General features: G+C 38.2%; 16 protein-coding genes, 1 tRNA gene and 1 pseudogene. 8 read left to right on the top strand and 10 right to left on the bottom strand.

The genetic code is table 11. The annotated features are described in order from the left end of the window. Positions 1-38: 38 nt before the first annotated feature. Positions 39-617: an SPOR domain-containing protein gene (locus G3570_RS07800; RefSeq protein ID WP_165140942.1), complete on the top strand. Its 579-nt coding sequence runs from the start codon at positions 39-41 to the stop codon at positions 615-617. Between the two features lie 83 nt (positions 618-700). Here G3570_RS07800 and ychF read toward each other — a convergent pair whose 3' ends face one another. The 3 genes from ychF to nusB all read right to left on the bottom strand — a co-directional run bounded on the left by ychF (position 701) and on the right by nusB (position 3,047). Continuing rightward, positions 701-1,795: a redox-regulated ATPase YchF gene (ychF, locus tag G3570_RS07805; RefSeq protein ID WP_165140944.1), complete on the bottom strand. Its 1,095-nt coding sequence runs from the start codon at positions 1,793-1,795 to the stop codon at positions 701-703. 114 nt (positions 1,796-1,909) lie between these two features. Then, on the bottom strand, positions 1,910-2,578 hold the full coding sequence (locus G3570_RS07810) for a metallophosphoesterase (RefSeq protein ID WP_165140946.1): 669 nt from the start codon (positions 2,576-2,578) through the stop codon (positions 1,910-1,912). A gap of 7 nt (positions 2,579-2,585) precedes the next feature. Next, positions 2,586-3,047, bottom strand: a complete 462-nt coding sequence (nusB, locus tag G3570_RS07815; protein WP_165140948.1) for a transcription antitermination factor NusB — start codon at positions 3,045-3,047, stop codon at positions 2,586-2,588. Between the two features lie 250 nt (positions 3,048-3,297). Here nusB and G3570_RS07820 point away from each other — a divergent pair. The 4 genes from G3570_RS07820 (at position 3,298) to G3570_RS07835 (ending at position 5,708) form a co-directional block, all read left to right on the top strand. Continuing rightward, positions 3,298-3,372, top strand: a tRNA-Val gene (locus G3570_RS07820). A 238-nt stretch (positions 3,373-3,610) separates the two neighbouring features. Further along, positions 3,611-4,054, top strand: a complete 444-nt coding sequence (locus tag G3570_RS07825) for a hypothetical protein (RefSeq protein ID WP_165140950.1) — start codon at positions 3,611-3,613, stop codon at positions 4,052-4,054. A 1-nt stretch (position 4,055) separates the two neighbouring features. After that, complete coding sequence (locus G3570_RS07830) at positions 4,056-4,982, top strand: AlbA family DNA-binding domain-containing protein (RefSeq protein ID WP_165140952.1); 927 nt, start codon at positions 4,056-4,058, stop codon at positions 4,980-4,982. Between the two features lie 141 nt (positions 4,983-5,123). Then, positions 5,124-5,708: a hypothetical protein gene (locus tag G3570_RS07835; protein WP_165140954.1), complete on the top strand. Its 585-nt coding sequence runs from the start codon at positions 5,124-5,126 to the stop codon at positions 5,706-5,708. Between the two features lie 216 nt (positions 5,709-5,924). On the opposite strand, the gene G3570_RS07840 is transcribed toward G3570_RS07835, so the two are convergent. After that, positions 5,925-6,596, bottom strand: coding sequence for a hypothetical protein (locus tag G3570_RS07840; protein ID WP_165140956.1), 672 nt, complete (start codon positions 6,594-6,596; stop codon positions 5,925-5,927). A gap of 402 nt (positions 6,597-6,998) precedes the next feature. Here G3570_RS07840 and G3570_RS07845 point away from each other — a divergent pair, with 402 nt between their 5' ends. The 3 genes from G3570_RS07845 to G3570_RS07855 all read left to right on the top strand — a co-directional run bounded on the left by G3570_RS07845 (position 6,999) and on the right by G3570_RS07855 (position 9,168). Next, positions 6,999-7,520 (top strand): hypothetical protein, encoded by a 522-nt coding sequence (locus G3570_RS07845; protein WP_165140958.1) that lies wholly within the window; start codon positions 6,999-7,001, stop codon positions 7,518-7,520. A 440-nt stretch (positions 7,521-7,960) separates the two neighbouring features. After that, entirely contained in the window at positions 7,961-8,365 is a 405-nt protein-coding gene (locus G3570_RS07850; protein WP_165140960.1) for a hypothetical protein, read from the top strand. A 398-nt stretch (positions 8,366-8,763) separates the two neighbouring features. Further along, positions 8,764-9,168, top strand: a complete 405-nt coding sequence (locus G3570_RS07855) for a response regulator (protein ID WP_165140962.1) — start codon at positions 8,764-8,766, stop codon at positions 9,166-9,168. A 44-nt stretch (positions 9,169-9,212) separates the two neighbouring features. Here the strand turns inward: G3570_RS07855 and G3570_RS16545 are convergent, their stop codons facing one another. The 6 genes and pseudogenes from G3570_RS16545 to G3570_RS07880 form a co-directional block, all read right to left on the bottom strand. After that, positions 9,213-9,578: a BspA family leucine-rich repeat surface protein gene (locus tag G3570_RS16545; RefSeq protein ID WP_346267245.1), complete on the bottom strand. Its 366-nt coding sequence runs from the start codon at positions 9,576-9,578 to the stop codon at positions 9,213-9,215. Beyond that, a pseudogene (locus tag G3570_RS16550) lies at positions 9,555-9,830 on the bottom strand (BspA family leucine-rich repeat surface protein); the annotation flags it as partial. The gene G3570_RS16545 and the pseudogene G3570_RS16550, both read right to left, overlap by 24 nt. 18 nt (positions 9,831-9,848) lie before the next feature. Further along, on the bottom strand, positions 9,849-10,991 hold the full coding sequence (locus G3570_RS07865) for a BspA family leucine-rich repeat surface protein (protein ID WP_165140966.1): 1,143 nt from the start codon (positions 10,989-10,991) through the stop codon (positions 9,849-9,851). Positions 10,992-11,355: 364 nt separating this feature from the next. Further along, positions 11,356-11,775: a peptidase associated/transthyretin-like domain-containing protein gene (locus tag G3570_RS07870; RefSeq protein WP_165140968.1), complete on the bottom strand. Its 420-nt coding sequence runs from the start codon at positions 11,773-11,775 to the stop codon at positions 11,356-11,358. Positions 11,776-11,902: 127 nt separating this feature from the next. After that, positions 11,903-12,121, bottom strand: a complete 219-nt coding sequence (locus G3570_RS07875; protein WP_165140970.1) for a hypothetical protein — start codon at positions 12,119-12,121, stop codon at positions 11,903-11,905. Beyond that, positions 12,118-12,378, bottom strand: a complete 261-nt coding sequence (locus G3570_RS07880) for a hypothetical protein (protein WP_165140972.1) — start codon at positions 12,376-12,378, stop codon at positions 12,118-12,120. The genes G3570_RS07875 and G3570_RS07880 overlap by 4 nt, the downstream gene beginning before the upstream one ends. Between the last annotated feature and the right edge of the window lie 268 nt (positions 12,379-12,646).

Here is a 12,646-nt window from a genome sequence, read left to right on the forward strand (position 1 = left end):
CTAAAGACTTAATAATTTGTTTTATCAATCCTTATAAAATGAACCCATTTCGATTTTCGTTCTATTTCCTTGTGACAGCCATGATGGCTTTGCTTTTAATTTCGGCCTGTTCCTCGACCGAGCAAACCCGAAGAGGAGACGAACGCCCTGAAAGAGAAACTACACCTGATTTAGCAGAAACCGCGCGCGAAAACCTAAGTGATCTACTCACGCGCACAAGAAACCGGCTTTCTGATATCCATTTTACCCAACAGCACGATGTACCTGAAGCCTTCCTGAAGGTGGATACCACTGAAAACACCTACAACAATCCCTTTGAGGGATACCGCATTCAAATTCTTTCTTCCCGGGAAGTGAATGTTGCGGATTCAGTATCCACACAGTTCCGGTTATGGGCCGACACTACCCTGGCAGGGTACACACCCAAGGCTTATGTGTTTTTTAAGCAGCCCTATTATAAAGTTCACGTAGGGGACTTCCAGGATCGGGACAAAGCAAATAATCTCTCACGAATCATTAAGAATAAGTATCCGGAAGCGTGGGTTGTTCATGACCGGATTGATCCAAGTAATGTACCGGCAGATACGGTGAAGATAAAGCTTCAAGAAAATAATTAAACTACTGAAGAGAAATCATTAGATATAAATATCACTGAGGTACTCAGAGTAAACCCTGAGTTACACTAAGTTCTTCTCTTCACTCAGACGTTGAAGCGGAATAGCATTACATCCCCATCCTGTACGACATAATCTTTCCCTTCCTGCCGCATTTTACCGGCGTCTTTTACTGCTTTTTCTGATCCTAACTCGGCATAGGTAGCATAACTCACTGTTTCCGCACGGATGAAGCCTTTTTCAAAATCGGAATGGATTACACCTGCAGCCTGCGGAGCTTTGGTTCCCCTTCGAATGGTCCATGCTCGTGTCTCTTTGGGTCCGGCCGTGAAATAGGTAATAAGTCCGAGTTCCTCGTAGGCTGCCTTAATCAGTCGATCCAGCCCGGCGCTTTCAACGCCCAATTCTTCCAGGAAGGCCTGTTTTTCATCTTCATCAAGCTCTGCAATTTCAGCTTCTATTTTGGCACAAAAAGTGACTACCTCATCTTCAAATTCGGCCGCTACCTCTTTCACCTCATCTACCCACTCATTACCAGAGTCGAGATCATCTTCCGACACATTACAGGCAAAAAGTACCGGTTTGTCAGAAAGCAGAAAAAGCTCTCGGAAGATTTGGCGGTCTTCAGGGTCTACCTCAAAGGTTCGTGCCGCATTTCCAACTTCCAGGTGTTCTTTTAACTGCTGAACTACCTCCAGGTTGTGCAACACTTTCTTGTCTCCTCCCTTGGCATCCCGTTTCAGGTTCTCCACTTTTTTTTCAACCGTTTCCAGGTCCTTTAGAATCAGTTCATCCTCAATGATGCGAATATCTCTTTTAGGATCCACATCCCCTTCCACATGAATCACATTCGGGTCATCAAAACAGCGTACCACATGAACAATAAGATCAACTTCACGAATATGGGATAGAAAGGCATTCCCCTTCCCTTTACCTTCGGAAGCTCCTTTTACCAATCCGGCAATATCTACGAACTCAACGCTGGTGGGAATTTTTTGCTTGGATTCCACCAGTTCATGAAGGTGATCCAGTCGCTCGTCGGGGACGGGGACGACACCGACATTGGGATCAATAGTACAGAAAGGAAAATTTGCCGCTTCAGCACCGGCATCACTTAAGGCGTTAAAAAGAGTTGATTTACCAACATTAGGTAAACCTACGATTCCACATTTAAGACTCATTTGGTTGTTTAGTTATTATTCTATAAAATTCGCAAAGTTTACATGATCAGCTGTCATGGCTAAATCAAAAATCCTTTAACTTTGCGGATTTAAGATGTTCTTATTTCAATTTGATTATTTGTCCAGACAGACCTGCTGGACGAATTTCTTTTCGGGAAGGACGGCAGCGGTCAGTTTTCCATAGCCCACCGATTCATAAACACAGCCGGTATCCAGACCCAGCATTTTTTTCTTTCGAATCGGATGCGGTCTCGGTGTGTGACCGAATACCACGGTTTTTTCCCAGGGCGTTTCAAATGCATTCAGATGGGAACGTTCCCATAGAAAATCTCCGATTTCCTCCTCATCTTCAAGGCTTTGCTCAATAGTCTTGGCGGGTGAAAGTCCCGCATGGACAAAGAAAAATTCCGGTGTATCGTAATACATTCGCGTATCCTGATAGAATTCGATGTGACTCTCAGGTATATCCAGTTTGTTGTACTTAGCCCCATACGAGACCAGCGTAGACCTACCGCCGTTCATTAGCCAAAGGTCCAGATTATCCTTTTGATAGGCATCCAGCAGCATCTGCTCATGATTGCCTCGCAGAAAGATACAATCTTGCTTCTCGCGGTATTCCAGCAGGAAATCCACCACGCCTTTAGAGTCGGGGCCGCGGTCAATATAGTCTCCCAGAAAGATAAACTGCCGGTCGCCGTATTTTTCAAGTTTTTCGGTAAGAGCCTGTAATGATTTCAGGCAGCCATGCACGTCACCGATGGCTACATAGTTATTTTCTGACACTGATAAACTAGTTGATTGAAGATTCTATGAGTCCGCGTCCTTTTTTGTTGATACGGTCGGCTTCCCTTAGCTCTTCGAGTGCAGCATCCAGGATACCGTTCACGAAATTGCTCGACTTGGAAGTTGAATACTTTTTGGCAATCTCCAGTGCTTCATTGATTGTCACCTTGGTCGGTATCTGCTCGAAATACAGAAACTCACACAGTGCAATACGCAGGATTAGCTTATCTATTGTTGTTAGACGTTCGATTTTCCAGTTCTTAATATGCTTCTGGATGATCTCGTCTATTTCTTCCTGATGATTCAGGGTTCTCAGAAAAAGATTTTCGGCAAATTTGAGAGCATCTTTTTCTGATTTCAGCCCGGGCTTGATGATCACCTTGAGAATGTGTTCCCAGGAATCACGGCTTAATTCTTCAGCATATAAGGCCTGCAGCACCGTTTCCCTGATTTCGCGTCGATGGGTCATTTACAATTGTTTTAAACCGTTCTTAAAAAGAATTGAAAATACAAAACCTTGGTTAGAGCCGAAAGCCTAAACGAAAATAGAATGTACTTTGATAGAACACGGAAACCACAGATGCAACGGATTGTATAATGGCCTAAAGTTTATGTTGCTATCAACCGAAGCATTTGGCTATATTTGACGTCGAATTTAGTCGTGAGTCGTGAGTCGTGATTTGGTATTTGTTCATTTGAGTTTTGAAGTTTATTCCCTTGGGTGCTTAGCTCAGTTGGTTTAGAGCGCTACCCCGACACGGTAGAGGTCACTGGTTCGAATCCAGTAGCACCCACTTTTGCTTTCCTAAGTTATTGTGCGACAATGGTTTGGCTTTTCTGTTACCAACATTAGCACAAATTCACCTTTTTTTTCGGTTTTTTTGCCCTTTTTTTGGGCTTAAATCAATGGAGTTTTTTTTGCCTAATCCCACATCATTTAATTTAATTTGACTTGAGAGTAAATAACTTGATAGTCCTACCTTCATTTAATTATTTAGAGTAATTAAACTATCTAGTTAAATAAGAGACGTTATGAGAGTATTACTACTATTATCATTCATAGTACCATTTATTTATTCTTGTTCTGGACCACAAACAGTAGCTAGAGACGAAGTAATTAATGTTACTGGATATGACTTTTCAGAATATACCGACCAAGGATTTTTAATAACACCAGAACAATATCTAGGAGACTACCAATCAATCGGATTAATTACTATAACCCAATGGCCAGCCGTTAGAGAACAAACAAGAAGAGTTCCTGATTCTGAAACTCCAAAAGGATACCGAATAGTAGAGGACTACTTTGCAAAAGATATAAATGTTGAAAAAGCTATTGACGAAATTTATAAAGTGGCTAACGAAATGGGAGCGGATGCAATAACTCGTTTTGATGTAACTCCTACTGACAGATTGAATGGCACACTGAGAGTTCAAGGAGTTGAAATTTCAGGTTTCGCTATAAAAAGAAAGTAAAATGAACAATCTATTTGAAAAAGAAGAGTTTTCAGAGAGTGACATCCAAAGCTTGATTGATAACAATATAGAAGAGAACATTCACCTTGAATTTAAAAGTTCAGGTGCATTCTCAAAGAGTGATAGCAGTAAAAAACTTGGTATTGCTAAAACAGTCTCATCTTTCGCTAATTCTGATGGTGGCATTGTAATTTATGGTATAAATGAAGAAGAGCATACTGCCAATAGCCTATCTTATATTGATGGAAATGAGTTTACTAAGGAGTGGTTAGAACAAATAATCGGAACCAATATTAACAGAAGGATTGGCGGTGTAGAAATTTATCCGATAAGGTTTGAAGATGATATCGCTAAATCTGTTTATGTAGTCAAGGTCCCTCCTAGTAGCATTGCTCCTCACATGATTAAAGATAACAAGTACTATGGGAGGCGTAATTTTCAATCCGAACCTCTTGAAGAGTACGAAGTTCGCAGGATATATAACCAAAAGAGTAAAACAGAATTAAATTTCTGGTATTTCAATTTTAGGACCATGGATAAAAAAGACCAGGGAAAAACATACGCTGTAAAAATTATATATGACTTAATAATTGAAAATATCAGCTCCTCGATTGAAAAAGATTACAAAGTTGAAGTTGAGGTTCCCACACCGTTTGTGGATGAGAGGCAGTATCTTAAAAGAAGTGCCACCAGAAAAACCACTTCTCATGATATTTATACTTTTTATGATGGTGAACCTTTATTCCAAGGTGAAGTAAAAGATTTTGGTAACGGTCCTGCGATTTTCGTAGCAAGGAAAAATATGGATGACTTAGACCAGATATTTAGACTTCAATTGTATTATAGCAATGATGTCATTTTTAGAGAATGGACAATACAAGAGTTAATTGAAATCACTGAATACAATCTTTATGAACTTCAAAGATAAGGTTAACTGATTAGCCAACATTTATATAGTATTCCCTGTCTAATTAATCTTTTATTTCAAGATTAGAAAGATTCATCGACCTTGATTTAATCTGCTTTGAGGGCGTATTTATTTATTGTATTCAAAATAAAAAGTGTTCATATGATACGTGATTATTCATCTTTTCTATTTTTACAGGTGCTACTATATTTATTCGTATTCACTAACCTATCTTATGATACAGCTTCCGCTCAAGTTAGAAATACTACTTGGGGTAGTAGTGTTGAAGAAGTAAAAGAAGCTTTGGGAAAACCTAATCTTGAAGAGCGTAAATCAACAGACAAAATTGTATTTCTTGCGTCTCAAGAAACAACGGCTGGTAAGGAAACATACGTTGCATACTACTTCGTAGATGATAAGCTAGCAAAGATTAGAGTCTTATACATGAATCCATCCATGACTATTACTGAATTTGAATCTATTTCAAATCAAATAACCTCTAAATATGGTTCTCCATATAAAGAAAATGAGAACTGGCATGATGACACATGGAAGGATGATGACAATGAACTTGATTATGCAATAAGAATGGGTGATGTGACTATTTCGAAATCTTGGAAAACAGAAGACACTCTTGTGCAATTTGGAATCGGTAGGTCAAACAGTGGTGTTACAGGTCAAGTTATAGAGTATGTGTCATTAGAACTAGCTGAAACTTTCAATAATGCTATCAGTTCTGATTTTTAAGAAAATTAAGTAGCAATTGAAACTAGGTATCTAGATTAAAGGAAATAGAATAAGATTTTAGATTCGACAAATTTTTTTAAACCAGCTTCGGGCTAAACGAAACACTTTTCTTTCTTAGCAGTCCATACCGACACGCATCCGCCCCATGGTCGGGTCCCCTCGTGTCCACATCTTTGGCATTTCTTAGGTCTCAGTCCAGTTAGGGATAAGCCTTATTCATTTATCATTTGCCCTATTGTACCATAAACGTGCCTGCAAACCCATATATATTATCGTTCCAAGATCAAATAATTTACCCGCTACGGTAGCTGAACTATGTCTCTTTGGTTCTTTGTAATTGAGATGCTTTAAGCGGGTTAATGGTAATTCATAGGTATTTTTTGAAGTGCTACAAATTAAATAAAAGTTATTAAGCTTCGGATTTTCTAAAACAAATTTACTTGTACTACCCTCAATATTAGTAATCGAAGTAATTGGAACGGCTTTGACCACAGTAGAATCTTTTGTAGTAGCCATTAGATGAAAAGTACCTTCCTTATGACTTATACCAGAAAAAATTCCCTCAAGTGAATCAACATTTTCAATTTGAACGCTAATTGAATCGCCTATAGCTGGGAAATTAATTCCATTGTATGGGTTTGATCTGCTTAAAGAACTAACAGCATTTTCAGTAGAATCATATTTATAAATAAAGGCTTCGAATGATCCTTGAATTTTACCATTCATTTTATTGATCACTGTAATAGGTTGATCTTCCCTGTCAATTTTATCAGCCTTTAAAGCTTCTTTTAAATTGTTTGCTCTATCTCGAGAATCTATCGTGATGCCTATAGCAGTACAGCTTGATAAAAGTTGAATAAGAATGATATGGATGAGTATATCTTTCAAAGCATTTTAATGATTATTGCCACAAATAGTTCTTTACCACCATTTAATTAAATAGAAATCGCTCCATCTATATATTTTTCTGTCCTTCATAAAATCCCCATTATCCGAATTAGTGTTTCCATTTATAATGATACTCCCATGAGGACTTCCTTTATATACCTGTACCCTATTTTAAATGGATTTTGGTAGGCAAAAAGGACAGGTATTGGGTAAAAATGCGCCAGTAAACCTTCAATTTTATTTAGAAAGTTATTCTGAATGTTTAGCTCCTGCTTATTGGTGTGCGTTTTTTTCAGGCAGGTTTCAGACTAAATAAACGTCAGTTATAACCTACCTAAATGTCAGCTTATTCTACCTCTTTGATGTATAACCTAGAGTAGAACCAAAATCTTGGAGGATACTATGAAATATGTAATTCTTATTACTGGCTTAATTATGGCCTCTTGCGTGGCTTCAAATGATGATTATAATAAACCGCTAACATTTTTTGAGGCTAATGAAGGGATATACGCTGATTCTAAAGGTGTTAGGACATCTGATAATTCTTGGGAAGAGGGGGAAAAGATCGGAGAGATCTATTATCGCATTTATCATTATCAGTTTGCTGACATCTATACCTGGACGGAAAATGAGTGCTATACCCATGGTACAACAAGTTTTTCAAACGGGAAGGTAATTAAAAATGATAGCCAAATCGTGGCTTGGCTAGATTTTTGTGACGTTGATGACAATTGCAGTCGTAAGGGTATTGCAAGACAAAAGTATCATCCCTCATCCTCTTATGATGCCTATACGCTAAGTTATTACTATGCTCCCTATAATGATCCGTTCTTTCTGTCGAGACCTGGATGGTCAAAATATTTAATACCTGTAGACATCGATGTAGACACTCTTACAATTTGTAAAGAGGAAAATATTCAATAGCTATTTCTTTAAATCCAATTGAAGTTAATAATGATCTTTACGGATAGTATATCTTTAGAATCCCATACCAATGTTGAAATGCTAAACAAAAGATGGACTTAGCTATCATCTGTTAAGGTCGAGAGGAAATTTCCAGATAATATCTCACAAGTATTTACTGAATTATCTACATTTAAAATATCGTTTGAATTTTGTTTCAGATTTTTGGTAGTAAAAAAATGTTCAAGAGAATATCTTTTATATATATTTTTTTGCTAGTGTTTTTAACACTTTTTATCTCTTGTGGTTTTAATGATATTGACTGCCCGCCCTTCTATGATCATTTTAAGGTTACCGACTATTACACAAGCATAAGAAAAGTATCTGAAATCGACTCCTCATCTATTGGTTTGACATCTTTAAGGGAAGACTCAATTTCCTATGAAGATTTCGCAATACTAATGGAACCACGTCAAGAATATTATTCATTGAATTTATCTAGGAAGAACATTTTTAATTTTATTTCTCCTGCTTTTGGATGTACGCCCAATCCACCGACCTCTGAAGAAACAATTACAGATATTCAAATTTTTAGCGATAAAGCATATAACAGCAACTATTCTTCTGAGGATAATCTGGCAGGGATCGTAGATATTTTTGTCTTATATCGAGACTCGGGTTATCATCGATATGCTTTAAAGAATTTTATAGAAAATGAAAACCCAGTTCCTGATAACATTATTTTTCTGCTAAATTCTGCCCCTACCTCTGCAGAAATATTTCAGTTTACTATTAATTATTATCAGGATGGTCTTGATTTAGATGAGTACCAGTTTACAACCACCCCTATTATTATTACCAATTAGGAAAAGTAATTTCATCCCGTTTTTTAAGCAAATTACAATGTGAATTTTGAAGATCGTTAGATACTTTGAAAAGTTTTCATGAGCTAAATAACCAATATAACTAGGCGCATAACGAGATACGCCTCTCTTCTGTACGTGCTTACTGCTACGCACCCCCGGCCTCTGTGAGAGCGGTCAGGTTTTTTATGGAACAATTTCGTTTTTCATCTGTCTAATGGAAGTTAGATAAACGTACGTTTGCTTTCTTAGGCAACCTTCCAGCTGTTAAATACGCAGCATGAGTTCTTATAAACTTCATTTGAATAGATAGCATACATACAAATCAAACTTATAATTTAGCCGCAATACAAAATCACAATAAGAACAAATTAGGCTAAACAAATATTAGGATAGTAGTAATGAGTGTGACGAAAGGTAACGCAATAATAGTAGAAGACGATATGCTAATCTCTCTTATGGAAGAGAGGTTACTTCAAAATCTTGGGTATAGAGTTTCAGATAAATTTCTTTCAGGTGAAAATGCTATCCAGGAAATAAAAGAAAGAGATATGGATCCAAATTTCATTCTGATGGATATTCTTTTGGAAGGTGAGCTTAATGGACTGGATACTGCGAAAGAAATTTGGAGCTATTCTGATACGCCCATTTTATTCGTTTCCGGAAGTAAAGATTTGTTTGAAAAATCTAAGTTCGCTTTAACAAAAAGGCATTCCTTTGTTTCAAAGCCCTTTACCAAAAAAGTCCTTAAAGAAGGCTTAAATACTCTGCTTCTTGAACCTTCCTACGTTAGTATGTCTAATTGAGATATTTAATGTATTAAAGTAATTCGGTAAAGTTAACAAAGAGCTTAGTTTGATGGACACGTTCCCCATATGGGTTTATTTTGCTCAATTAGGGGAGAACCCGTAGAGAATTTTTCTGGTTCTGAAGAAATGAGACTTACACACCAAGAGCTGATATCTTGATTGAATTGAGATTCATAGAACATCGACTCCATATAGCTAACCGAACTCACATCCCAATTCCCAATAGATTGATTGAATGGGGTACCATAGAACATAAATGCCATAAAACTAACCGAGCTCACATCCCAGCTATCAATGGGTTGATTGAATGCGGAACCCCCGAACATCGCCCACATATTCGTAACCGAACTCACCTCCCAGCTTCCAATGTGTTGATTAAATGGGGTACGTCTGAACTTATATGTCATATCCGAAACCGAACTCACATCGCAACTTCCAATAGGTTGATTGAAGGGGGTACCATCGAACCTCGACTCCATATTCGTAACCGAACTCACATCCCAGCTTCCAATGTGTTGATTAAATGGGGTACGTCTGAACATATATGTCATATCCGAAACCGAACTCACATCCCAACTTCCAATAGGGTGATTGAAGGGGGTACCATCGAACCTCGACTCCATATTCGTAACCGAACTCACATCCCAGCTTCCCATGTGTTGATTAAATGGGGTACGTCAGAACATATATGACATATCCGAAACCGAACTCACATCGCAACTTCCAATAGGTTGATTGAAGGGGGTACCATCGAACATCGACTCCATATTCGTAACCGAACTCACATCCCAGCTATCAATGGGGTGATTGAAGGGGGAAACTCGAAACATAGAGTCCATATCCGTAACTGATCTCACATCCCAACTTCCAATAGGTTGATTGTAGGGAGTACTATCGAACATGAAATCCATATTCGTAACCGAACTCACATCCCAGCTATCAATGGGTTGATTGAAGGGGGAAACTCGAAACATAGATTCCATATCCGTAACTGATCTCACATCCCAACTTCCAATAGGTTGATTGAAGGGGGAAACTCGAAACATAGAGTCCATATCCGTAACTGATCTCACATCCCACCTTCCAATAGGTTGATTGAAGGGGGAAACTCGAAACATAGAGTCCATATCCGTAACTGATCTCACATCCCACCTTCCAATAGGTTGATTGAAGGGAGTACTATCGAACATGAAATCCATATTCGTAACCGAACTCACATCCCAGCTATCAATGGGTTGATTGAATTTGGAATATTGAAACATAGAGGTCATATCCGTAACTGAACTCACATCCCAATTGCCGATGGGTTGATTGAAGGGGAAATTAAAGAATATATCTTTCATGTCCGTAACATGACTAACACAAAGCTTATTTAAATCTTTTCCTTCTCTACTTCTCGTAAAAAGTAGATTTCTATCCACTACCTCATACACTACTCCATCTACAATACCGAAATCGCCAACCTCTGCGTCAGGACACATTATAGTAACTCCGTTATCACTTAAATATATTGGTGTTGTATCCGTTTCGGGTTGGAAATTTCCAACAATATGCTTGTCTCTACCCATTGGAATAAGTAAAGGATTTGAATTTCCACTCACATCTCCACTCCATTCCTGAATCACCCACCCTTCGCTTGGAGTCGGAGTGATAGTTACGGTTTCGCCCTCATCATATTCACCACTTGAAGGAGTGACCGTTCCTTCTCCATTTACAGAAGTGGTAAGAGTATAGGTAGCAGTATTAGTTTCAGTCCCACAAGAAACCACCAATAGTGTAAAAAGACTGATAAATAAGGGGTAAAAACATTTATTTAACATACCTCATAACCCTCTCCTTTTGAACCCGAAAAGCATATCAAATTGGTTCTTTTCATTTTAGATATTAGAAGTTTACTAATAATTGAGGAAAAAGGCGGGGGTTTAATTCCTTATTTTTTCTATTTGGAAGATCAAATCAGTTCAATTAGGGCATTTTGAAGACTTACATCTTGTTTATCGTAATTTTCAAATTTGATTACACCCACTGTTTATATGATTCCGGCATGTATGGTTTTCCTGCTTCCTTAAGAAATCCCCAAATGATTTGAACGCTTCAAAGTAGATATCAAAAACATAGAAAATCCCTGCAATTTTCTTCAGGGACTTTCTATGTTTATAGATTGTTAAGTTCCGAACCTTTAGATTACCTGATAATCAGGTTTCGGTCTTGAAGTCGTTCTGTGCATCTGAATGATCCTTTGTAGGAGATGTATCCATCGGAATGTTCGGGTCTGCTGACCATAATACTCCCTCCTGTCTCATCCAGGTTGCAATTTCTTATGATGCCGGAAAGTTTGTAGTTACCGTATGAATCGGTGGTAGCCGTAGCGCGTTCAAAATCTTTGAAACGATATTCACCGCCACCGTTTTGGACGCTTTCATAGATTGTCACAATTGCATTAGGCACTTCCTCCCCGGTTGATCCGTCAAATACTTTACCTCGTAGCTTCACTTTTACGTTTTTAACTTCAGTCACACCGTCGTTTACGTTGCATCCTCCTAAGATCATAAGTAAACCCAGGAATATGCCGGTACATTTTTTAAGAGTGATTGGATTTTTCATAATGTTTACCTCTCTTTGTTTTTACCTGTTGCCTCTACTTGGGATTTCAAGTTTGGCCAGTGTCTTAATTCCAAGATGAAGATTAATTGGTAGGCATAAAGGACCTAATTGCAGGGTAAATGCGCCATTACTTTATGATGAGCTTGCGCATAATATCCGGGCGGCGGAGTACCAGGTTAATAGTTTGTAGCTTCTCGGTGCATTTGAATACGGTGGTATAAGTCAGGTACCTTGCGACTGAATCAATTGCCTCGGCCTTTATCTGACCTGCCTTATCATTTTCCCGGCAATTTTTAACGAGACTTTTTATGCTATACTCACCATTGTCACCGATGGTTATGATCACCTGCTGAAAGTTTTCGGGTTATCTCTTGCTTTGCCAATTCTGAATGTTTTATGAATGGAGATAACAGCATCGGTAACAGTTGTTCCAGTTTGCCCGTTGATAACCTTACCGCGCAGATTTATATCTATGTAGAAGTCATTCTCTACACTTTCATTTACGTTGCAACCACTAAAGAATAACACCGGAAATAGCATAAAACCCGTAGCTAATAGGTTTATCGGCAGGTATCTCATATCAGTCATCTTACTTCTGTTCATTCTAGCCTCCGGAAACCAGAATCTTACGTATGATGCCGGATGCCTAAACTAAAGAAGACTGAAATCGGGTAGAGATATCGGACTAAATAGCTTTATTGGTGTGCAATTTCTTACAGATGGGAATAGTAAATAAAGCTCTAAGTCAGAAGAGTTAAATATATTTTCCCCCTTTGTCCGCTTCTCCACTAAATAAAGATTTCTATAAAATTCTCAGACCTTTTGAAATTTTTGGCTGCAGTTATCCAACTATATAGACAATAGTCAGAAA

The sequence above is a fragment of the Halalkalibaculum roseum genome (assembly GCF_011059145.1).
Classification (GTDB): Bacteria; Bacteroidota; Rhodothermia; order Balneolales; family Balneolaceae; genus Halalkalibaculum; species Halalkalibaculum roseum.